We start from the raw sequence: 22,759 nt of genomic DNA on the forward strand, positions 1-22,759 counted from the left end.
TTGGAATGCTAACAACTAAACTATTTCCGTTCTTGGATTTGGATCTTTTAAAACCATATTTTTATTTTTTACTCTTCATCGGGTTGTACCTAACATTCCGTTTAAAGTTTCCACAAATCCGTTTTTTATTCTTAGCGATTAAAATTTTTTCCGGGAACATGGACTACAAAGGTTCCAGAGGACGTTTAGTACATTCTCAAGCATTCTATGCCGGAACAGGATCTTCCTTACTTCCGGGAGCAGTGCTTGGTTCCGCACTTGCATTAGTATTAGCGGGTCCGGGAGTTTTACTTTGGATCTGGCTTTCTAGTTTTCTGATCATGCCACTTCGTTTTGTTTCTTCCACACTTGCGATCCGATTCAGGATCAAGTTGGAAAGTGGAAGATATCTTTCAGGTCCAATGTATTTTATAGAAAAAGCGCTTAGAGCTAGATGGCTTGCTATCGCTTTTTCTTTGGCTTGTTTGTTAACAGTACTTTCTATGGGAAGTGCGATCCCTATTTTGGGAGCTTCCTTTTTAGCACAGAATGGACTGGATATCCAAGGGATGACAGTTCCGTTTTTAGTTTCTATCATAGTAGTATTCGTAGTATTAGGCGGGATCAGAAGGATCGGAAAAGTTTCCTCTTATATCGCTCCTATAGGTCTCATTCTATTTTTCTTAAGTTATGTTCTATTGTTCAGAGATCATCTGGGCAATTTTTACTTTTTCTTAGAGTCCGTATTCAAAGAAGCGATGCAACCATTCTCCTTACTACTTGGAGGAGGATTTTCTCTCGCAAGGATTTTCAGCACAGGAACAGGAATGTTCTTCTTATCCACTGAAACCGGGATCGGAAAGAGTGCAGGAGTAGCAGGTGTGGTTCGTACTGATTCTGCCGCGAAACAGGGAATCGTAAGCATGCTTGCCACATTTTTCGAAGGTTTTGTGATCTCTACTTTAGTGATCTATGCATTATTTTCCTTCGGAGTTAAGGATCTCGAGTCTGTTAAAAATTTCTTATACGTTCTAGTAAACGGTCCTACGGATCCTGCAAGACTGGCTTTAATAGCATCCTTCTTATTATTTTCCATAGTCGCTATCTCCGGATGGTTTTATACCGGTGAACAGAATGCCAGATATATCTTCGGGGAAAAATTCGCAAACGCGTATAGGATCTTATTTATAGCTTCTCTACTTGGTTCCGCTTATGCTTATGTTCAATACGGAGAAAATTTTTTATTACAAGTATTCGGTATCGGTTATGGGCTCGCACTTATTACTGCGGTCCCAGTGCTCATCAGTTTGGTCCTTTTAGCTAAGGTTGCTCAAGGGGAACTTAGGAAATTCCTGGAGGGTGGGGCACATTACGAGATCTTTAAGGACTTCTATCTTCTTCTTCTTTCTATCCTTCCTAAAAACTTGGTTTCTTTGTTATTTGGGATCTTGGCTTCTTTGAGACTGCCTAGATTTATCATGATCCCGATCTTAAAGGCGTTTGCAAAAGCGTACAAGATCAATTTGAACGAAGCAGAGTTGGAGATCCAAGAATATAATTCATTAAACCAATTTTTCACCAGAGCTTTAAAAGCAGGAGCAAGGATCATAGATTCAGCGGAGAACGCGCTTGTTTCTCCTGTGGATGCAAGGATCACAGGTTTTGGAGATATCAATGATCAGGTGATCCTACAGGCAAAAGGTGTGGATTATAATCTGAAGGAATTGATCGGAGGAGATAAGTATCTTTCCAAATTCCAGAACGGAAAATATATCACATTTTATCTTTCTCCCCAGGACTATCATCGGATCCATTCTCCTGCATACGGTAGAATATTAGGATATTATTATGAACCCGGAAAACTATTCCCTGTAAATGAATTGGCTGTTTTCGGGATCAGAGGACTTTTTCCTAAAAATGAAAGATTGATCACATTCTTACAGACTGAATTCGGACTCGTGGCTGTGATCAAAGTGGGGGCCTCTAACGTAGGTCGTATCCGTGTGACTTATGATAAAAAGATCATCACGAATACTCTTATTCGAACTACCAAAGAAGAAGATTATAAAGACGTTTCTATCATGATCGAAAAAGGTGCGGAACTAGGTAGATTCGAAATGGGTTCAACTGTGATTTTGATCTTAGAAAGAGATACTTTCGATTTTGCGGAACTTCCTCTGAACGAAAAGGTAACTTATGGAACCACGATCGGAACTTTCAGAAAACAGGTCTTAAAACTTCCTAGATAATATGAGTCTTAGTTTAAAAGCTACTACACCAGAAACCATAGAATTCGATGAGAATATTCTAAAAATAGAATGGAAAGACGGAGTTATCTCCGAATTTCCCCTATTAGAACTCAGAAAAAGATGTCCCTGCGTGGTTTGTAAGGGAGGTCATGGCGGAAAAATAGGAGCGACAACTGGCGGGATCAAAGATGCCAAATTATTGTCTTTTTCCAAGGTAGGAAGATACGCGATCAATTTGGTCTGGGGAGATTATCATAATACAGGCATTTACAGCTTTGATTCTCTCAGATTATATGCGCAGGGAGAACCTGGGGATCTGGGAATTCCCTGATTCTGTCTAGAACTACTCTTTCTAACTAAAATATGCCCTTTCCAAAGCCGAAATTAATAAAAGGCCTAACGGAGGGAGACAAAAGGGTGATCTTAAAATTTTTGAATCGGGTCCTTTTTGTCCTTCTGATATTTTCCGTATTCACTTCTCTTTCTCCCGAAAAGAAGAAGGAGCCGAATTCACCTCTTAACCTGACCATTCCTTTCGATTGGTTTCCTATGGAACCGTTTGCAGGAGGGATTTTTGCGGCAAAAGATTATAATGAGTCTGCAAGTGTTCTGATCACTCGAAAAGAATTAACTGAATCTATAGATCACGGTGCCCTGAACCGGGAATTTCAAATGGGAGTCATCGACTCTATCAAAAAAGGGAATGGCAGGATACTTGAATTCGGAGAATTAGAAGTAGCAAGTCGCCCCGCATTCAGGGTTTATTATAAAGATAAAGGAAGTAATCTTCATATTCTGCATATCACCTTGTTTAAGGAAAACGTAATGTATGGGATCATGTTCTTTTGTTTGGGAGAAGATCCAGGCCAAAGATACGATGTCCAAAAAATGGTAAAGAAGGCATATTTTAGAGTGGATACTTAAAAGTCCGACACTGTTCCTAACTTCGATCCCAGTCAAACATTGTGCAAAAACATTTTATAAGCTGGATTATCAGTTTCTTCTTCATAAGGATAACCTAAACTTTTAAGCCTTTCTCTAAAACCTTCTCTATCGGCAGAAGGAACTTGAAATCCGACTAATACTCTTCCGTAATCCGCTCCGTGATTTCTATAATGAAATAATGTAATATTCCAATTGCTTCCGACTGATTCTAAAAATTTTAACAAGGCACCCGGGCGTTCCGGGAACTCACATCTTAGTATGATCTCGTCTTTAAGTTCGGAAACTCTTCCACCCACCATATAACGAATATGGATCTTAGCTGTTTCATTCGCACTGATATCTAAAACTTCATAACCCAATGATTCCAATTCTGAAATTACTTTTTCTTTTTCAGAATTGGCACCTTTTAGTTTTAAACCTACGAATACATGTGCTTGTTTATCGGTAGCATATCTATAATTGAATTCGGTTATGATCTTATTTCCTAAAGTTTGAACGAATTTTAAATAACTTCCAGGTTTTTCCGGGATGGTGACCCCGAGTAAAATTTCCCTGGATTCTCCAATTTCCGCTCTTTCTGCCACATGTCTAAGCCTATCAAAATTCATGTTCGCGCCGCTATTGATAGCTATAAGCGCCCCGGTTCGATTCGGATTTTGGTTGGCGTAAGATTTTAATCCTGCAAGGGACAATGCACCTGCAGGCTCTGCGATCACTCTCATATCCTCGAATATATCTTTGACTGCGGCACAGATCTCGTCTGTGTTTGCTACTAATACATCGTCTAAGAGTTCTTTACAAACTTTGAATGTTTCTTCTCCTGCTTGTCTGACTGCAACTCCGTCCGCAAATAATCCGACTCTATCTAAGATAACTCTTTTGCCGGCAGAGATTGCTTCCTTCATAGAAGCAGCATCCGAAGGTTCCACTCCGATCACTTTGATTTCCGGTCTTAAAAATTTAATATAAGAAGCAACTCCTGCTGCTAAACCTCCGCCTCCGATTGGAATAAAAATCGCTTCGATCGGATCCGGATACTGCTGTAAAATTTCTAAACCGACTGTTCCTTGTCCTGCGATCACATCCGGATCGTCGTAAGGATGAATGAATTTTAGTCCTTTCTCCTTTTCTAATTTTCTGGCATGAGAATATGCTTCATCGAAAGTATCCCCATAAAGAATAATGTCTGCTCCGAAATATTGGACTGCTTCTATTTTTATAGATGGGGTAGTGATAGGCATCACGATGATTGCCTTGATCCCTAATTTTTGAGCGGAGAGTGCAACTCCTTGTGCATGATTTCCCGCAGAAGCGCAGATCACTCCGGATCTTTTTTCTTCGGATGAAAGTCTGGAAATTAAATTATATGCTCCTCTGATCTTAAAGGAGAAGATCGGTTGGAGGTCCTCCCTTTTTAATAGAACCGAAGAATTTAATCTTTGGCTCATTCTGATCATAGGGTCCAAGGGAGTATGGACCGCGACGTCGTACACTCTCGCGTCTAAAATTTTACGGATATAATCTATCACGAAAGAAATCCCCAAGGGCAAAAGCGCTCTTAGGGATAGAATTTAATCTACTAGGATTTACTACCAAAGATTTTTTGATATTAAGATCCTTGGATCCTGCGGAGAAGTTCCGCTAATCTTTCCAAGGCTTCCTCCCAGAAACGACTGATCTCTTGTTTTTCTTCCGGAACGGAAAATAAGGCTGTAAAAAAGATCTTTTTCTTACGAAAAATATCGTTCTGAATTTCTTTAGTTCGGATCTTTTCCTTATCGGGAGATTTATGAAAATAGTGGGAGTAACCTCCCACTTTCGAGTCCATCTTAAGCTCCGGCTCTTTTCCTTCTTTGAAAAGGAAAGATGATGATCCAAAAACTTAGTATTTGCAACGGATTTACTTTCATATTCTGTTTCCTTAATCTTTGTTTTTTGTTTTGTTTCCCATCCAGGGTAATTAAACCTTTGCCAGAAGTTCTTCTAAACGATCGAAATTCTGTTCATTCCCATCCACGGCATAAGCTTTGATCTGCTCACATTCTTCAGCAGTTTCGAATAACATTCTGAAAACCAATTTTGTCTTTTCTCCGATTGATTCGAATGTAGTAGTCACTTTGAAAATCGGGCCTGATAGATGATCGAATACTATCTTTTCCGGTTTTACGATTTCCTGAAATACACTTCGATTCGGATAATCTGTTCCATCTGGACCATGCATGGTAAATTTCCATTCTCCACCCGGTCTTTGATCAAAAACCTCGAAAGTATTCTTAAAACCTTTCGGTCCCCACCAATTCTTTAATTGGTCAGGGTCTGTCCAGGCTTGAAAAACCTTCTCTCTTGGAAAATTTACGACTCTTGTGCTTACGATTTCTTTAGGATTGTTTTGGTTCATATATTTCTCCCTAAGATCAATTAAGCAAACATTGCGGTAAGTTTATCGAGGGTTTGGGTCCAACCTTCTTCCATACCTTCCACTGCAGGATACAGTTCAGGATCCACTTTGATAGGAAGTGCACGCACTTGAAGTTCTGTTTGAGAACCTTTGTCCACAAATAGGATAGTGATCTGGATTTCTGCCGCGGGTTTTTTACCGTCCATCTCGAAAGCGATATAAGAAGAAAATACGATCTTTTCTAAAGCGACGATCTCCTTATAAGTACCGTTCATCGGATTGATCCCACCTTCCGGATCTCTCATATGGATGAGGATCTCTCCGCCTGGGCGAAGATCTAATTGGCAGAGAGGAGCCGTAAAACCATGAGGACCCCACCATTGAGATACCATATTAGGATCTGTCCAAGCCTTCCAAACTAGATCTCTTGGAGCATTTAGAGTCCTAGTCAGTATCATCTCTTTAAATTCAGGTTGTTTGATCTCGTTCACAAACTTCTTCTCCGCTTTTAAAAAATTATTATATTCTAAACTATTTCGGAATTACTCCGAATTCTATTACTTCTTTCCTAAGAAATTTTCTAGACGACCGAGAGTTTCCCTAAGTCCATCCAGCGCGAAATCTGCGACTTTTTTAATATCATCTTCACTCGGGAATCTGGATCTCATCGTAAGTTTGGTTTTGGAACCTTCTTCTTCGAAAAGAACAGTCACATGGAATTGTTTTGGATTAGAATCGTCGCCATGATCGTAGACCAATTTTTCAGGTTTTACTACTTCTATAAACTCGATACGGTTTGGATAATCTACTCCATCCGGACCATGCATTATAAATCTCCAGACCCCTCCGGGTTTTACGCTCATTTCATGAATGGTATTCGTAAAACCGTTTGGTCCCCACCAGATCGCCACGTGTTTTGGGTCAGTCCAAGCATCCCAAACTAATTCTCTTGGGGCGTCGAAAGTTTTAATTCCTATAATTTCTTTTCCAACGACTGAAACTTCTGCTTTCATTCTATTTTCCTTAATTATGTTCTATTAATATTATCTTGCTGCTTTTTCTAATTCAGGTGTTTCCGTAGCTGCTTCCGGTTCTTTTTTGTTCTTTAAGATGAAGAAGATCACAAATGCTAAAGCAATAGAGATTCCCACACCTAAGAAAGAAACAAAATGTAAAGAATCGGTGAATGCACCCTGGGCAGTGCTGAGCAATATTTGTCTACTTGGCTCAGGAAGTTCTTTGGCTACAGATACCGCAGAAGCCAGAGTATTATGAGAACTTTCCCATTGTTCAGGAGTGAGTCCGGGAAGCTCAATCGAATTGATCCTGGATTTGAAAATCGCAACACCAATACTTCCAAGTACTGCGATTCCTAAGACCCCGCCGAATTCGGCGGCTGTTTCCGAAATGGAAGCTGCAGCTCCCGCTCTTTCCGGAGGCGCAGAACCAACGATGATATCCGTTCCTAAGATCACAACTGCGCAGATCCCGAAAGACATGATGAGAGATCCTGCGATAATCATCCAGATCCCATTTTCGGTATTGATCAGAGTGTATAAATACATACCGATCGCGAGCAATACAAGTCCGCTTAACATCACGTATAATGGGCGCATAATACGAACAATCATATGGATCGTAAGAGATCCTATGATATTGCCTAACGCTCCAGGAAGAGTCCAAAGCCCAGCTTCCAAGGGAGAAAGTCCTAAGACCAATTGTAAGTATTGGGAAATAAACAAGAAAGCGCCCAAGCCTACGAAGATGGTCATCGTATTTCCGACGACTGCAGCAGTGAATGCGGGAAGTTTGAACAGCTCCAGATCTATCATTGGATCTCGCAAGGTGGTTTGCCTTTTAATAAAGACCGCTCCGACTGCTAATCCTGCAAGTATAGTAAGAATTGGGATTGTTCCCCAGCCATTCTCTGCGATTTGTTTCAAACCATAGATAATAGAAAGAACTGATACTAAAGATAGGATCGCACTCGGGATATCCATCTTTCCTGCATTAGGATCTTTGAATTCAGGCAGAAGTTTAGGTCCGACGATAAGTAGGACTATCATAACTGGAACGCTCATTAAGAAAACGGAACCCCACCAGAAATATTCCAGTAGAACCCCGCCCACAAGAGGGCCTATCGCTCCACCCAAAGAAAAACTCATCCCCCAGATACCGATCGCAAAAGTCCTTTCTTCCGGATCCAAAAACATATTACGAATTAATGATAGGGTAGAAGGAGCCAAAGTTGCCGCTGTGATCCCTAAGATCGCACGGGTCAGGATCAAAATTTCGGAACTAGGAGAAAATGCCGCAAGAACGGATGCCACTCCGAAAGCTGCCGCTCCATAGAGAAGAAGTTTACGACGACCAATTCTATCCCCCAGATTTCCCATAATCACAAGAAATCCAGCGACCAAAAATCCATAGATATCCATGATCCATAATTGTTGAGAAGGAGTCGGATTTAGATCCGCGGACAATTGAGGGGCCGCAAGATAAAGAACCGTTAAATCCATCGCATATAGCAGGCAAGGCAGCGCGATTACCGCCAAGCCGATCCACTCTTTTTTAGTGGCCTTTGGTGTGTTTTCAGTTTTAGTATCAGACATTCTGAATTTACCTTTTTATATAATTCTAATATAGCACCGGGACAAATTCCCGGTATAACCCATCTATTTTTCCGACTCTTTACTTTTGGCTTGGAGTTGCTGTAGATACGCGTCCAAACGATCCAAACTTTCTTCCCAGAAATGACGGTAATGATCCAACCAACCGGAAGCTTCTTTTAGACCATCCGGTCGTATCTTACATGGCCTCCATTGTGCTTCTCTTCCCCTTTCTATGAGCCCGGCCTTTTCTAAAACCTTTAGGTGTTTGGAAATTCCAGGCAGACTCATATTAAAAGGTTCTGCCAGTTCCTTAACGGTCGCCTCTCCGGAGACCAAATAGAGTAGGATCTCCCTCCTGGTTGGGTCGGCCAATGCTGCGAAAGTATTGCTCAGTCGATCAGATTCTGTGTCGTATTTAACCATTTAGTTAATTTACCATTTGGTAAAATACAGGACTTCAAATCGCCAGTCAAGTCCAATCTATTGAAAAAGTTGAAAAAATCTGGCTTAGGAGGCCGGTCCGGGGAAGAGAAGGGGGTATTTAGGGATTCTCACGCAAAGGTGCAAAGTTACAGGAAGTAAGATTTTTTACGCGCAGGTAGCAAGAATTCGGAAACGGAATGGCGTGAAGCATACGCATTATTTCGAAACGGATGTGTTGCATAGGAGGCCAGAGATTAAGTTGGAATGGTTAGAAGAAGCGATTCTATATCCCGACAAGAAGGCGGTCCAAGAGAATGGAAGGATAAGGTTTTGGAAATGGATTGACGAAGCCCAAAAATACCTTCGAGTAATTACTTTAGAGGATGGAGAAACGATTCATAATGCGTTTTTCGACCGAGGTTTTAAGAGATGAAGATTCGGCATTACCCTGATACTGATTCAATCTATATAGATCTTTCCGATCGCCCTTCAGCAGAGACTCAAGAGATAAATGTGGATGTGAATATAGATTTGGATGAAAGCGGGAAGTTGGTAGGTATCGATATCCATGGAAATGCTTCTCAATACGTAGACCTTTCTTCTTTTCAGATCGAAACATTGGAGACCTAAGGACTTTCTTCCTAAAATATACTTGTTTTTGCCTCTAATATGGGGTCTTATCTAGTAGTTCCCCGGCCTTTTCCCACCGATTTTCTGAGCAAGAAAAAAAAGGGTCGACAAATTTCTTTTTATTATGTCTCCTAATCCAAAACTAAGAGAGAGTGCCCAAGATGGGTGAAGGATCCCTTTCCCAGGAAGAAATAGACGCCCTTTTAGCGGGTGCAAACGATTCATTTGATCCAGGCAGCAGCATGGCTGCCGGAGGCGGGTCCAAGGAAGCTGCCGGTCTTTCACCGGTAGATAGGGACCTTCTGTCCGATTTTCTTTCTCATTGTTTTATGACTGCGGGGAATACCTTAGCGGCCATTCTTTCCAAAACTTCTAATTTCATGAATCCTACCTCCGAGGCAAAGTCCCGGAAGGATGTGGAAGCGGAACTTAAGTCCAACACGTTTTTATTATATTCTACCTATTCAGGAAATCTGAATGGCAGAGTTGTTCTTGCAATGGGCGCGGATAATGCGGCTCGTATTGCAAATATGATGATGGGTGGTTTCGATTCAGGTGGTCTGGACGAAGGCCAGCTCCAAACACTAAGGGATAGTTTGACCCCTATTATGGGAGCTCTTCAATCTCAGATCGCCGCTAAGACCGGAGGAGGAGTGAATGGTTCACCTGCGGAAACCAGACATGTAACTTCTCCTGCTGCATTGGTACTTCCGGAAGGTGATCCGCTCGTTCGGACCTTCTTCAATTTAGCTATTGAAGGACTTCCTTCATTTAGAGTTCAGTTCCTTCTTTCTTTATCTATGGCGAATGATATTCTCTCTCTTTCCAAAAGGTCCGGAGGAGGAGGGGGAGGAGATTATGGTGGCGGTGGCTACCAAGGCGGAATGGGCGGCGGCGGAATTTCCCAAGTAGGAATGAAGGGTGTTTCCTTCCCGAACCTCGCCACTGCAAGCGGTGCCCAAGGTACTCCGAATCTAAACCTTCTCATGGACGTTCAGATGTCTGTGACAGTGGAACTCGGAAGAACTAAGATGTATATTAAAGATATCTTAGGTTTGGGCGAAGGTTCCATCATCGAGTTGGACAAGTTGGCAGGTGAGCCTGTGGACCTTTTGGTGAACGGTAAGTTGATTGCGAAGGGAGAGGTCGTGGTCATCGACGAAAACTTCGGTGTGCGTGTAACGGATATCGTAAGTCCGGCCGATAGGATCAAGCCGGAGTCGGGAGGCGGATGAGCCGAATTTTTCAAACGATCCATTCGTTTTTTTCAGGATTCGGCTCCCTCGCTTTGGCGTTCGGAGTCTTTTGTATTTTATCGGGTATCGCCGGAGGATTATATTCCCAAGGTTCCGAAAGAGAACAAATGGACGAAGTTCTTAAAAGAGAACTGGGCACTGTTGATAAAAAAACTCCTGAGTCTTCGGCACCTTCTACTCCTAAACAAGAAGAGAAGAAGGAAGTTGTTCCTGAATCAACTCCGAATCCCGTGGAAGAAAGATATAAGCCTATTTCAGATGGGCCGAGTCTCGCAGGGATTTTATTTAGGATCGTTCTAGTACTCGGAATTCTTTGTGGAGCTGCGTATTGGGTTTTAAGGACTCTCGCAAAATCCAGAGAAGGTTCGCTTCCTGTTAGAGGAGAGATGAATCTTCTGGGAAGTTTGAACTTGGGCACGAACAAACAGCTCCAGATAGTGGAAGTGACTGGGCAAATTTTCGTGCTGGGTGTGGCGGATAACGGTATTAATTTAATCTCCGAGATTACGGATACGGAGACTAAAGCGAGGCTCCAGAGAATGAGGGACGAATTTAAACCTCCTGAAGGCGGTTTTTTGGTCACTGCTCTGGAACAATTAAAGGATTTGAATATTCGTCTTACTGGAAAATCGGAAGATGAAGAACAAACCCTTAGACAAACTCCGGGTGAAAGAAGAGAGAAGCAGAGAAAGCTCAAAGAGAAGTTAGACGAAATTAAGAAGGAAAGGAATAATCTGGAGAACGGATTATTCGATTTGAACTAGGGGGAAAAGTGGGAGAGGGGTTCGCTACAAAGGCAGAGAAAAAGTTTTCCGAAGGTATGAGACATAATAGAGTTATGTGGAAGATACTTTCTGGAGTTCTTCTTTTTGCCGTTTTGATCATTGCAATCCCGGAAGATATATTCTCCCAAGCAAATGCACCTAGGATTCCTATCCCGAATCTGAATATCAATGTAAACGAGGCAAAAGGTCCGAGAGAGACAAGCCTTTCTTTGATGATCTTGTTCCTAGTCACAATTCTTTCTTTGGCTCCTGCCATCGTGATGTCCCTAACTTCTTTCACCAAAATAGTAATCGTTTTGGATTTTGTGAGAAGGGCACTTTCTATCCAGAACCTTCCGCCTAACCAGGTAATGGTGGGTCTCGCATTATTTATGACATTCTTCATCATGGCTCCTACCTTGAATATCGTGTACGAGAAAGGTTTAAATCCGTACATGGAAGGTAAAATAGATACTAACGAATTTTTTGATAAGTCCATGATCCCTCTCAGAGAATTTATGATGAGACAGATCGGGACAAGCGGTGCCAAGGATGTGGCTCTATTTTTAAAGATCGGAAAAGTGGAAAACGTAGAATCATTCGACGATGTTCCGAATTACGTTCTTATTCCTGCGTTCATGCTTTCGGAAATAAAGAAGGCCTTTTGGATCGGGATCATCATTTTTATTCCATTTATCGTGGTGGATCTTGTAGTAGCTTCCGCACTTCTCTCCATGGGTTTGAATATGCTTCCTCCTGTGATGGTGAGTTTGCCGTTTAAATTGATCTTATTCGTTCTTGTGGATGGTTGGAACTTAATTGTCTACGAGCTCGTAAGGAGTTATAAATGACGGAAGTAGATGCAATCACTCTGATCAGAGACGCATTGTTTGTGACTCTTAAACTTTCTTCTCCCATTTTGCTGACTGCAATGGTGGTGGGATTGATCATAGGTATTTTACAAACCACAACTTCTATCCAGGAGCCTACGATCGCTTTTGTTCCTAAATTATTATCCATTTTTGCTGTGATCGTGATCTTTGCAGGCTGGATGCTCCAGACAATGACGGATTATACCAGGGATCTTTTCCTGATGATAGAGAAGTTTTAGATTAGAAAAATGGAATACTTTATCGGAAATTTCCAAGTGTTTCTTTTGATCCTGGCAAGGATCGTGGGGCTTCTGTCCGTGGCTCCTGTGTTTTCTTTTGCTTCAATCACTTTTGCTCAAAGGATGACTCTTGGTTTTCTAATCGCAGTAATTTTATTTCCAGTAAGTGCATCCTTTGTTCCTCCCATCCCAGGTAATATGGCCGATTACGGTTTAGTTGTGATGGCCGAAGTTCTCATCGGTATCCTCATGGGATTTTTAGTGAGCTTGGTATTCTCATCCTTCCAGATGGCGGGAGAATTTTTTAACGTCCAACTTGGTTTCGGTTACGCTGAAATTTTGGACCCGATCTCTCAAACAAGTCTTCCTGTGATCAGTACTCTTAAGAATATGTTGGGTATGCTTTTGTTTCTCTCACTGGGAGCTTACCGTTTTCTATTCGAAAGTTTGGTATATTCTTTTGAGAAGGTGCAAGTTTTGAAACTTGTGCCCGAGATCCAAGACGGACTTTATAAGGCAATGGAAGAAGCGATAGGGGCTATGTTCCTAGTCGCTTTTAAAATTTCTCTGCCGATACTCGGGGTTTTATTTTTAGTCACTGTTTCGGAAGCATTGATGGGAAAAGCTGCTCCTCAGTTGAATATTCTGCAGCTGAGCTTTCCTATTAAGATCGCGATCGGCCTTGTGGTCATGATCTTGATCGTTCCGTTTCTGATCACTCAGATGGACAACGCGTTCCAACTCTCTTTCGAAAAGATGAACCTAATGCTGAAAGGATGGCCGAACTAATGGGATCCTTTTGGGAAAAATTATCTGGAATTTCCTTTAAGACCGCCATGTTGGAATTCCTACGGCGCTTGAATATGCGCGTGTTGGAACTCCTACACGTGGCTCCACAAAAACAGCCAATTCCTGCTGCTATTCCTTTTCGTATCGACCTTCAGCTATTTGCAGCGGAAGACGAGGGACGTACACAACCGGCCAGCGAAAGAAGAAGAAGGGAAGAAAGGGAAAAAGGAAATGTTCCTAAAAGTCCTGAAGTTGCTTCTGCGATCGTTTTATTAGCAGGTATTGTTTTAATGTATCTCATGGGAGAATATTTTTTCATGAGATCTTATTATCTTTTGAGAAAATATTTTTTCGGAATACGTTCTGCGAATGTGGTTAGTTCGGAAACGGTAAGTGAACTTCTGAACAATGCTCTCGTGGATATTACTCAGCTACTTCTTCCTTTGATGGGGATTACGGTAGTCGCAGCAATCGTGGGCAATGTAATCCAAACAGGGTTTTTATTCGCACCTCGCGCATTGGCTTTTAATTTCGGAAGGATACGTCCTAATTTCAAAAAGGTATTTCCGAACCGCCAAACATTATTCAGCTTAGGAAAATCTTTAGTCAAAGTAGCTGCAATTGCTTGGGTTTCTTATTTTGTAATAGAGAAGGATTTTTTCAAAATTCTGATGCTCGGGAATATGGGACTCGAAGAATCAGTAGCATTAATCACTTACACTGCATTCAAAATTTTTATAATAGTAGGGATCCTATTACTCGCGATCAGCGTAGCGGATTACTTCTTCCAGAAATACGAATACGAAGAAGCACTCAAAATGACTCCTTCCGAATCCAAAAGAGAAATGAAGGAACAGGATGGTGACCCTTCTTTACAGGCCAGAAGAAGACAAATGGCCAGAGATCAGATCAAAAAAAGCAAGATGTTGGCAGAAGTTCCCAAGGCAGATGTGATCATTACAAACCCAACTCACTTTGCAGTGGCTTTAGAGTATAAGCCTAATAAGCACAGGGCACCTATTGTGATAGCTAAAGGTGTGGACGATTTCGCATTACGTATTATCCGGGTGGCTAAGGCGAATGATATCGCCACGGTAGAAGACCGCCCGATGGCAAGGACACTTTATGACGAGGTGGAAATTGGCCAGGAAGTTCCTGCTAAATTTTATACTGTACTCAGTGTGATCTTTACGAAACTTGAATCTTTCCGGAGAGCGTTCCGAAACGCTTCTTAAGCCTAGGAGAATATTATGGATAAGAAATGGTACACACAATCCGACTTCATCCTGGGTGCGGGAGCAGTTGCTATCGTTGGAATGTTAGTTGTTCCTTTGCCGGGATTTATATTAGACATTCTGATCTTATTCAGTTTGGCCTTAAGTTTGCTCATTGTTATGACTTCTTTGTCTATCAAGGAACCGTCTGAGTTTTCTGTTTTCCCTAGCTTATTACTTATAACAACGATCTATCGATTGGCGCTAAACGTTTCTACTACTAGACAAATTTTGTCAAAAGGTCCTGCGGTAAATAGTGCGATCATAGATGCATTCGGTTCCTTTATAGTAGGAAGTGAATCCGGTTTAAGTAAATACGTAGTTGGATTTATTATCTTCATAATCTTAGTGCTCGTTCAGGTTCTTGTGATCACTAAAGGTGCGACCCGTATCTCCGAAGTGGCAGCAAGATTTACGTTGGATGCATTGCCTGGTAAACAGATGGCAATCGATATGGAACTTTCTACTGGAAATATAAACGAGGCGGAAGCTCGTAAAAGAAGAAAGAAGATAGAAGCGGAAGTCGACTTCTACGGTTCCATGGATGGAGCGAGTAAGTTCGTGCAAGGGGATGTGAGAGCGGGACTTATCATTACTGCGATCAACCTGATCGGAGGAGTAGTCATAGGCGCAAGTATCCGTGGTGAATCTTTCGTTTCTGCAATCGAAACTTACGGAAAATTCACCATTGGTGATGGACTCGTTTCCCAGATCCCGGCACTTCTTACTACAGTTGCTACAGGTATCATCGTTACTCGTTCCGGTTCTGAATCGGATCTTGCAAAACAATTCAAAACACAGTTATTTGCAAATTCTAAGGTATTATACGTAGTCGCGGCCTCTATGGGGCTTGGTGCATTTATCCCCGGTTTACCTTTTATTCCAATGGTGCTTCTTTCCGGTGGTCTTGCTTATCTAGCATACTCACTTGAAAGAACAGTCCAAGAACAGCTCGAGGTTTTGGAGAAGAAGGAAAAAGAAGCGGTTGGAGATCGCAAACCTCGAGATTATTACGACGAACTTAGGATCGAGCCGATCGAGATCGAATTCGGTTATCATTTGGTGCCTTTAGTTGATGCTTCCCAAGGCGGGACATTGATGGACCAAATTTCCAATTTAAGAGGAAAGTTTGCTCGTGAAAGTGGGATCGTTATACCTCCAATCCGTATATTAGATAATTTGGAAATTCCTCCGGATCAATTCACAATTAAGATCAACGGAGTGGAAGTCGGTTCCAGCACGATCCGTCCTGAAAAACTGATGGCGATGCCTTCTGCAGAAAGCCAGGATCTTTCTTCTATCGAAGGAGAATCTTTCATGGAGCCTGCATACGGAAGGACTGCGAAATGGATCTCTGCCGATTCGAAAGGAGATGCGGAGTCCAAAGGTTTTATCGTGGTGGACTCTTCTACGGTTATCATCACATATTTAAGAGAATTACTTGCGACTCACGCTTCCAGTTTACTCGGAAGAGAAGAAGTCAAAAAACTTCTGGATCATTACAGATCTCAATATCCTACACTTATCCAAGAGTTGGAAGCGGACAAACCTGGGAATTTGGGAATGTTGCAACAAGTCCTACAAAATCTTCTCAGAGAAGGTTTGGGGATCCGCAATCTGGTCCCAATTTTGGAAACTGTCGCAAACAAAATGGGCAAGTATCCGAATCCTTATGTTCTTACGGAATTCGTAAGACAGGCAATCTCCAATACGATCGTAAAAGATTATATGGTAGATGGGAAATTACAGGTCATCGTGGTAGAAGGTCGGGTGCTCGACAGATTGAACAAATCACTCGCACAGGATCGTTTAGAAGGAAGAGATATTTTGGTCCTTCCTCCGGATTTCCAAAGAAGACTTTTGGAATCCGTAGCGGATATGAATCGCAGGGTCCAAGAAGGAAGAGGATTCCCGATCTATGTGGTGAACAGAGAAGTGAGAATGCCTTTTGCTTATTTCTTAGCGAAAGAATTTCCGCCTAGGAACTTTGCGGTTCTCGCATTAGAAGAAGTACATTCTTCCGTTCCTACGGTAATCGCCGGTGAACTCAGGATTGCACAAGCCCAGGCGGCGGAACCCGCAGAAGTGGTTTAGTAAAACGTAATATTTTAATCGAAAAAACAGGAGGATAACATGGATTTCGCAAAGATTAGGGGCAAGGATCTACAGGATTGCCTAATGCAGATGAAGATGAAATACGGCCCAGAAGCCCATGTCATCGAACATAGAATTTTGACCGAGGGCGGGGTATTCGGAACAGGACTCATGGCCCGTAAGGTTGTAGAGATCCAAGTCGGTATCCCTGAAAAGGCAAGTTCCAGAGAGAAGGTGGAGAAAAAACTCCAAGATCTAAAAGAACTACTCAAACAAAAGTCCACTCTTGGTTCTGAAAAAAGAAGAAGCCTGGAAGAATTGCCTAGTTGGGAAGAAAGAACTTCTCGCCCAAGCAGAGCTTCTTCTTTGCCAAAAGAACTGATAGAAGTCACTTCTGAAGAAATAGAATCCGAAGAAAATTTAGGACTTTCTTTCTCAAAAGAATTTGAACCTAAAATTTCCAGATCGGTCCGCAAAGAACAGGACTCCAATATCCTTAAAATGAGGGATAAACTCGTTAAAGAAGGAATGAGCGAGGCATACGCGGAAGAAATTATTTCCCAGGCTGAGCAGAGACTTTCTCCTTTGGATCGATCTCGTACCGTTTCTGTTCAGGAAAAAATTGTAGAAGTTCTTTCCGAAAGAGTGCAAGTGGAGCCGGACATTTTTAAGGGAACGAGAAGAGGACAAAGAAAAGTAGTCTTCTTTGTGGGACCTACAGGTAGCGGAAAGACAACAAGCATAGCAAAACTAGCCGCTAAGTATCATCTTCATATGGGAAAATCAGTTTCTTTATACACAACTGACAACTACAGGATTGCTGCAATCGAGCAGTTAAAACGCTACGCTGATACCATGGAAATGCCTTTTTATGCGGTCAAAGATCTGAAACGTTTTCAGGAGACCCTGGCGAGAGACGGATCCGAGCTGATCTTAATAGATACTGCGGGTTATAGTCATCGCAATGTGGACCAGCTCAGCAAAATGTACGGATACCTTTCCGCTTTCGGAGAAAGGGACAACGTTGAAAATATCCTTGTATTATCCGCCACATCTTCGTATCATCACACCCACTCCGTAATGAAAGCCTACGAGCCCCTTGGTTTCCGTAGAATTTTATTAACTAAACTGGACGAAGCGGAATTTTTGGGTGGATTTCTGGAACTAGCCGATACACTTAATAAGGGTTTTACCCATTTAAGTGTTGGCCAAGAAGTTCCCTTCGATATGATCCCAGCGGAAAAACACCAACTCGCTGAATGCGCAGTAAATCCGGAAAAACTCATCGAGATCCGTGGAGAAGTATTCTCCGCTTAAGGTTTCGGTAGAAAACCTAAGTCCCAGAGAAAGAGGTTAGGATGGACCAAGCGACTCAGTTGCGGAAACTTACCGAGGGTAATACGAGTTTGAAACTCGTGTCTTCAACCAAACCTATGACTAAGATTATAGCGATCGCTTCCGGAAAGGGTGGGGTCGGTAAAAGTACTATCTCCGTAAACCTTGCCATCTCTATGGCTAAGGCAGGACAGAAGGTCCTAGTATTCGACGGAGACCTAGGACTTGCTAACGTGAATGTGATCTTAGGGATCATCCCTAAATATAATTTGTATCACGTAGTCAAGGGACATAAAAGTTTAAAGGACATTATCATCCAAGCTCCGGAAGGAGTGGATATCATTGCGGGAGCAAGTGGTTATTCTCAACTTGCTAACCTGAACGATACCCAAAGAAATAATTTAATCAAAGGATTCGCTGATCTGGATTCCTATGATTATATGATCATAGACACCGGAGCAGGGATCAGCTCAAACGTGATCGGACTCACATTACCTGCGGACGATGTGATCGTAGTTACTACACCGGAACCTACAGCAATCACCGACTCTTATGGACTGATCAAAGCGATCGTTTCCCAAAGTAGAGATAAAAATCTAAAGATGGTAGTGAACCGTGTACGTTCCGCTATCGAAGGGAAGAAGGTTGCGGATCGTGTGATCGATATCTCCGGTCAGTTCTTAGAAGTAAGAGTCGAAAATTTAGGATTTATCTTCCAGGACGACGAGGTGGAAAAAAGTATCCGGGAACAAAAACCGTATATCATCCATTCACCTAAGAGCAAGGCAGCGGCTTGTTTGAATCGGATCACATATTCTCTTCTGAACCAGGAAATGGATGGTGGAGATGATTCCGGAATTACCGGCTTCTTCAAAAAATTCTTCAATTTCGTGGACGTTAGAGAAAAACAACAGAGCGAGGAAGAGTGAACCTACAAATTGGTTTTCTCGGTTTTTTCTCCTTTTTAGGACTCATCATAAGTCTGGTCTGCGGCATCATGGTCGGAAATTATTTCGGTCATATCGCATTCATTACCTTTTTATCCACAGTCGGTATGGCTGCTTTCGGATTCGGGGTATATTCCGTTTTAGCTTCCAAGGTTCCGGAATTTTTAGAGCTCTTAGGCAATTTCACAGGTACTCATTCCACTGGAGAAGACGATGGCCTCGAGGGTGGGGACCGCCATTCTCATTCTGGATTCGGGGATACGGATACTTCTACCCCTCATTTTGATTCTCCAGGTGGTAGCGCGGACGAAATTCGCGCTGCTGCGAGCGGAATTCCTCGTAAAAAAGCGGATAAATTCGGAGATCATATCATCGTAGAAAACATCGCGATAAAAAATGAGCCTAAGTTGATGGCGGAAGCGATCCGGACGATGCTCGCGAAAGACGACGGCAACCAGGAAAAATAGTAAAAATCTTTCCGACCAGATTCTTAATTTGTCGGAACTCCAACACGCGTAAATTGCTCTATTTCCGCCTAGAAACCCAATGAGACAAAAAACTGCTTGATTTCCCGTTTTTGAGACAAAAAATGCTATTGCAAATCGGTTTGGTCCACGACACTCTTAAGCAGAGGACCAGCCCATTCCGTAGTTATGTCCAAACTTTTCGATAAATACAATAATACGGATGAAACCGAACTTTGGAAGTCCTATAGGGCTACTAAAGATCAAAATATTCGCAGTTATCTTGTAGAAAAATATTCTCCTCTAGTCAAACACGTGGCCGGTCGTATTGCGATCGGTATGCCTCAGAACGTTGAGTTTGATGATCTTGTTTCATACGGTGTGTTTGGTCTTCTAGATGCGATCGAAAAATTCGATCCGGATAGACAGATCAAATTTAAAACCTATGCGATGACTCGTATCAGAGGTTCTATCTTCGACGAACTTCGTTCCATCGACTGGATCCCTCGCTCTATTCGCCAAAAAGCGAAACAGTTGGAGCAAATTATCGGAATGCTCGAGAACAAAGAGGGCGCTCATGTAGAAGATGAGGCGATCGCAAAAGAAATGGGGATCTCCGTTGAGGAATTCAACTCACTTCTTACTAAGATCAGCGGCACGTCACTCGTCTCTTTAAATGATATTTGGTTCCTTGGTGATGAGAACGACGAGGTTTCTTTCATGGAGACATTAGAATCTCCGATGAATATGAATCCGGATACCATCATCGAAAAAGAAGAGATCAAAAACGTGATCGTGGAAGCGATCAAGACACTTCCGGACAAAGAAAAAAAAGTAATCGTTCTTTATTATTACGAAGATCTAACATTAAAAGAGATCGGAGAAGTATTGGAAGTAACCGAATCCAGGATTTCCCAACTTCACACGAGAGCTGTCGCAAGGCTTCGTAGTAAATTAGGAAAGGTGAAATCGGTTATTAGTAAAAAGTAGGGGAATGCCTTCCCCTGGCCTGAGCCAAGGTCTCAGGCCACCCCTTCTCCGGGTAATCTGATTTTCAAAACACCCGGGCCCGATTTGCAGGAGGACAAAGGTTCTTGAGTCTTACATCCTTTCTAAAAGACCAATCCAAAGAACTAGACAAGCTCCAAAACGAGCAGGTAGAAGTTATAGCTCCTACCTTGGAAAAATGTCTGCAATTAGCGGCATCTCATCTCAAAAGAAAATCTCATGAGCTGGATTATATAGTAATCAAGCGTGGAAAGAAAAAACTTTTCGGCTCGGAGCCTTGGCATATCAGAGCTTCCATTCTGCCGGAAGATACATTCTTAGACGAACTTTCCGAACTGGACAAAAAACTCACGGGCGGATCAGGCAAATTAGTTTCCAAAGATCTGAAGGAGTTCCTACAGCCTAAGGACAGAGACGGAAGAGCAGTCGTTCAAATTTTCAGAAACGGAACTTATCTCACAATCTATCCTCCTTCCGGTGATGGAAAGGCAATCGAACTATCCGAAGTGTCTCGCCGGTTGTCCGTTCGAGGAATTGCGGAAGTAGATGATAATCAGATCCGTAAAATTGTAAAAGAGACCAAGGGAGAACCAATCTATATTTCCAATATGAAACCTAGGCAGGGCGCCGAGGGTAAAATGGTATTGGATATTGCTCCTGATAAGATGAGAGCAAAGATCACTTTTATTCCTCCAAAACCGGGTGGAAGAGATCTAGAGGTAAAAGACGTAGTCAATTATCTCAAGAACGCAGGTATTAAATACGGAGTTAAGGAAGAAGAGATCCAAAAAAGGTTAGAAGACGAATTCTATAACCAACCTTTCACAGCTGCAGAAGGTGATCCTCCCGTTAATGGAAAGAACGCGCAGGTTATCTTTCATGTTCGTATTAGCAAGAAGGTAGTCTTCCGAGAAGATGAATCCGGAAAAGTAGACTATAAGGACATGGACTTAATCGAGAACGTTGTGGTAGGACAACTTCTGGCGGAAAAAATCCCTGCAGAAAGAGGGAAATACGGTCGCACATTATTCAATGAACTTCTACCTGCAAAAGACGGTTTAGATACTGAGCTCAAACAAGGTAAAGGAACAATCCTTTCCGAAGACAGAACCAAACTCACCGCGGAAGTGAATGGGCAAGTAGTCTATGCAAGCGGTAGACTTTCTGTCGAAACGGTTTACAGAGTCAATGGTGACGTTGGAATTAAAACCGGTAACGTTACATTCTTAGGCTCGGTGATCATCACTGGAAACGTAGAGGATAATTATTCAGTTAAGGCCGCAGGGAACATTGAAATTTATGGTACTGTCCAGAAGGCAAATGTGGAAGCTGACGGAGATATCATTATTCGCCAAGGGGTTTCCGGAAGAGACGAGGCCCGTATTGAATCCACAGGCGGGAACGTAATCGCAAAGTTTATCCAGAATGCAACTGTAGTCACGGAAAAAGACGTAGTTGTACAGGAAGGAATTCTTCACTGTTTTGTGAGCGCAGGTGGAAAAGTAATCTCTAATGGTAAGAGGGGACAGATTGTAGGAGGTACGATCCGTGCTTCCGATACGATTGCTGCAAAGGTTATAGGATCTTCTGCAAACCCTGCTACAGAACTTATAGTAGGAACAGATCCTAAGGTATTAAAACAGATCTCCGAATACGAAGAAAAACTGGCCGAAAACCAAGATAAGTTCGAACAGATCTCTAAAAGTCTTAAGACACTCAAGGCAAGAAAGGAGAATGACCCTGCTTCTTTCACCCAAGACCATGAGCAACAGTTGGTCAAAACCAGCAAGGCTACCGAAAAACTGGAGATCCGAGTCCGGGAATACGAAAATGAGATCCAGAACCTCAAGGCATATATAGAAGAAAGAGCTGCAAACGGTAAGATCAGCGTCGAAAAGACCCTATTCGGCGGGGTGACCATCAAGATCAAAAGTGCTGACTTCAAAACCCGTAACGAGATCAAACATAAGACCTTCGTGGAAGAGAACGGGGTTATCCGACAATTGCCGTACCAAGATCCTGAACCGGATAAAAAAGACTGGAGAAAAAACAGATCTAGAGGAAAATAAAGGATATGAGGCTGAACGAACCTCTTTCCGGATACGGCGCTGCGAACGATCTGGTCCGAAGGACTATGGTGGAGAACCCACATACTCTTTCGAACGTAATCGCCCAGAACGAAAAATCGATCCGTGAGTATTCTATAGATAAAAAGTATGCGGTGCAAATGTACACCGAAACTTTTTCATTATCTCCTGAATATAGAGAAAGACTTCGTAACTCATACACCCAAAGGATCGGAGAAATAGAAAAGGAAATCCGTTCTTTTAAAGGGCCAAAACCCGAGGGTGGAAAGGAGAGAATTTTCTCCTATGATAAGAGCGGTAGAAAAACCGAAATTCGGACACCTACTCGTTCCACAGTGGACTATATAGCTTAAAAAACGCGCGGGCTTCCCGAGGAATGTTGTTGGAAATCTCC

The 22,759-nt window shown here is 42.4% G+C and carries 25 protein-coding genes; 18 read left to right on the forward strand and 7 right to left on the reverse strand.

Annotated elements, in window-relative coordinates; all coding sequences use genetic code 11:
* Positions 1–5 precede the first annotated feature (5 nt).
* From asd to EHO58_RS14390, 3 genes are all read left to right on the forward strand, one after another.
* Complete coding sequence (gene asd, locus EHO58_RS14380) at positions 6–2,228, forward strand: archaetidylserine decarboxylase (RefSeq protein ID WP_135680376.1); 2,223 nt, start codon at positions 6–8, stop codon at positions 2,226–2,228.
* Position 2,229: 1 nt separating this feature from the next.
* A complete protein-coding gene (locus EHO58_RS14385) occupies positions 2,230–2,559 on the forward strand; it encodes a DUF971 domain-containing protein (RefSeq protein WP_135626147.1) in 330 nt (109 codons plus the stop codon).
* A gap of 86 nt (positions 2,560–2,645) precedes the next feature.
* On the forward strand, positions 2,646–3,152 hold the full coding sequence (locus tag EHO58_RS14390; RefSeq protein WP_244241186.1) for a hypothetical protein: 507 nt from the start codon (positions 2,646–2,648) through the stop codon (positions 3,150–3,152).
* A gap of 32 nt (positions 3,153–3,184) precedes the next feature.
* Here EHO58_RS14390 and ilvA read toward each other — a convergent pair whose 3' ends face one another.
* The 7 genes from ilvA to EHO58_RS14425 form a co-directional block, all read right to left on the reverse strand.
* Positions 3,185–4,702: a threonine ammonia-lyase, biosynthetic gene (gene ilvA / locus EHO58_RS14395; RefSeq protein WP_135680377.1), complete on the reverse strand. Its 1,518-nt coding sequence runs from the start codon at positions 4,700–4,702 to the stop codon at positions 3,185–3,187.
* Between the two features lie 80 nt (positions 4,703–4,782).
* The gene (locus EHO58_RS14400) at positions 4,783–5,001 is read right to left on the reverse strand and encodes a hypothetical protein (RefSeq protein ID WP_135626149.1); all 219 of its coding nucleotides are present in this window, start codon (positions 4,999–5,001) and stop codon (positions 4,783–4,785) included.
* Between the two features lie 132 nt (positions 5,002–5,133).
* The gene (locus EHO58_RS14405; RefSeq protein ID WP_135680378.1) at positions 5,134–5,571 is read right to left on the reverse strand and encodes an SRPBCC family protein; all 438 of its coding nucleotides are present in this window, start codon (positions 5,569–5,571) and stop codon (positions 5,134–5,136) included.
* A 20-nt stretch (positions 5,572–5,591) separates the two neighbouring features.
* On the reverse strand, positions 5,592–6,062 hold the full coding sequence (locus EHO58_RS14410) for an SRPBCC family protein (protein ID WP_135680379.1): 471 nt from the start codon (positions 6,060–6,062) through the stop codon (positions 5,592–5,594).
* Positions 6,063–6,128: 66 nt separating this feature from the next.
* Positions 6,129–6,584 (reverse strand): SRPBCC family protein, encoded by a 456-nt coding sequence (locus EHO58_RS14415; protein ID WP_135680380.1) that lies wholly within the window; start codon positions 6,582–6,584, stop codon positions 6,129–6,131.
* 30 nt (positions 6,585–6,614) lie between these two features.
* Positions 6,615–8,183, reverse strand: coding sequence for an MFS transporter (locus tag EHO58_RS14420; protein ID WP_135680381.1), 1,569 nt, complete (start codon positions 8,181–8,183; stop codon positions 6,615–6,617).
* A gap of 63 nt (positions 8,184–8,246) precedes the next feature.
* A complete protein-coding gene (locus EHO58_RS14425; RefSeq protein ID WP_135626154.1) occupies positions 8,247–8,606 on the reverse strand; it encodes an ArsR/SmtB family transcription factor in 360 nt (119 codons plus the stop codon).
* Positions 8,607–8,808: 202 nt separating this feature from the next.
* Between EHO58_RS14425 and EHO58_RS19835 the strand changes: the two genes are divergently transcribed.
* The 15 genes from EHO58_RS19835 to EHO58_RS14500 all read left to right on the forward strand — a co-directional run bounded on the left by EHO58_RS19835 (position 8,809) and on the right by EHO58_RS14500 (position 22,718).
* Complete coding sequence (locus EHO58_RS19835; RefSeq protein WP_135626155.1) at positions 8,809–9,039, forward strand: hypothetical protein; 231 nt, start codon at positions 8,809–8,811, stop codon at positions 9,037–9,039.
* Positions 9,036–9,236: a DUF2283 domain-containing protein gene (locus tag EHO58_RS14435; RefSeq protein ID WP_135680382.1), complete on the forward strand. Its 201-nt coding sequence runs from the start codon at positions 9,036–9,038 to the stop codon at positions 9,234–9,236. The genes EHO58_RS19835 and EHO58_RS14435 overlap by 4 nt, the downstream gene beginning before the upstream one ends.
* A gap of 161 nt (positions 9,237–9,397) precedes the next feature.
* Positions 9,398–10,471: a flagellar motor switch protein FliN gene (fliN, locus tag EHO58_RS14440; RefSeq protein ID WP_100723630.1), complete on the forward strand. Its 1,074-nt coding sequence runs from the start codon at positions 9,398–9,400 to the stop codon at positions 10,469–10,471.
* Positions 10,468–11,256 carry a flagellar biosynthetic protein FliO gene (gene fliO / locus EHO58_RS14445; RefSeq protein ID WP_135680383.1) on the forward strand — a complete coding sequence of 263 codons (789 nt, stop codon included), beginning with the start codon at positions 10,468–10,470 and terminating at the stop codon, positions 11,254–11,256. Before fliN ends, fliO begins: the two co-directional genes overlap by 4 nt.
* Positions 11,257–11,312: 56 nt before the next feature.
* The gene (fliP, locus tag EHO58_RS14450; protein ID WP_208728825.1) at positions 11,313–12,107 is read left to right on the forward strand and encodes a flagellar type III secretion system pore protein FliP; all 795 of its coding nucleotides are present in this window, start codon (positions 11,313–11,315) and stop codon (positions 12,105–12,107) included.
* Complete coding sequence (gene fliQ / locus EHO58_RS14455; protein WP_100707118.1) at positions 12,104–12,367, forward strand: flagellar biosynthesis protein FliQ; 264 nt, start codon at positions 12,104–12,106, stop codon at positions 12,365–12,367. The genes fliP and fliQ overlap by 4 nt, the downstream gene beginning before the upstream one ends.
* Positions 12,368–12,376: 9 nt before the next feature.
* Positions 12,377–13,156, forward strand: a complete 780-nt coding sequence (fliR, locus tag EHO58_RS14460; RefSeq protein ID WP_135626158.1) for a flagellar biosynthetic protein FliR — start codon at positions 12,377–12,379, stop codon at positions 13,154–13,156.
* A complete protein-coding gene (locus EHO58_RS14465) occupies positions 13,156–14,391 on the forward strand; it encodes an EscU/YscU/HrcU family type III secretion system export apparatus switch protein (RefSeq protein WP_425269454.1) in 1,236 nt (411 codons plus the stop codon). Before fliR ends, EHO58_RS14465 begins: the two co-directional genes overlap by 1 nt.
* A gap of 15 nt (positions 14,392–14,406) precedes the next feature.
* Positions 14,407–16,524: a flagellar biosynthesis protein FlhA gene (locus EHO58_RS14470; RefSeq protein ID WP_135626159.1), complete on the forward strand. Its 2,118-nt coding sequence runs from the start codon at positions 14,407–14,409 to the stop codon at positions 16,522–16,524.
* A 39-nt stretch (positions 16,525–16,563) separates the two neighbouring features.
* The gene (gene flhF / locus EHO58_RS14475) at positions 16,564–17,841 is read left to right on the forward strand and encodes a flagellar biosynthesis GTPase FlhF (protein ID WP_135626160.1); all 1,278 of its coding nucleotides are present in this window, start codon (positions 16,564–16,566) and stop codon (positions 17,839–17,841) included.
* Positions 17,842–17,882: 41 nt separating this feature from the next.
* On the forward strand, positions 17,883–18,788 hold the full coding sequence (locus EHO58_RS14480) for a MinD/ParA family protein (protein WP_020770813.1): 906 nt from the start codon (positions 17,883–17,885) through the stop codon (positions 18,786–18,788).
* Entirely contained in the window at positions 18,785–19,273 is a 489-nt protein-coding gene (locus EHO58_RS14485) for a hypothetical protein (RefSeq protein WP_135680384.1), read from the forward strand. The genes EHO58_RS14480 and EHO58_RS14485 overlap by 4 nt, the downstream gene beginning before the upstream one ends.
* Positions 19,274–19,459: 186 nt before the next feature.
* Positions 19,460–20,260, forward strand: a complete 801-nt coding sequence (gene whiG, locus EHO58_RS14490; RefSeq protein WP_100709575.1) for an RNA polymerase sigma factor WhiG — start codon at positions 19,460–19,462, stop codon at positions 20,258–20,260.
* Positions 20,261–20,364: 104 nt separating this feature from the next.
* Complete coding sequence (locus EHO58_RS14495; protein ID WP_135626162.1) at positions 20,365–22,347, forward strand: FapA family protein; 1,983 nt, start codon at positions 20,365–20,367, stop codon at positions 22,345–22,347.
* A gap of 5 nt (positions 22,348–22,352) precedes the next feature.
* The gene (locus EHO58_RS14500; RefSeq protein WP_100709577.1) at positions 22,353–22,718 is read left to right on the forward strand and encodes a hypothetical protein; all 366 of its coding nucleotides are present in this window, start codon (positions 22,353–22,355) and stop codon (positions 22,716–22,718) included.
* Positions 22,719–22,759: the final 41 nt, after the last annotated feature.

Origin of the sequence: Leptospira selangorensis, from assembly GCF_004769405.1 — a bacterium.
Classification (GTDB): domain Bacteria; phylum Spirochaetota; class Leptospiria; order Leptospirales; family Leptospiraceae; genus Leptospira_B; species Leptospira_B selangorensis.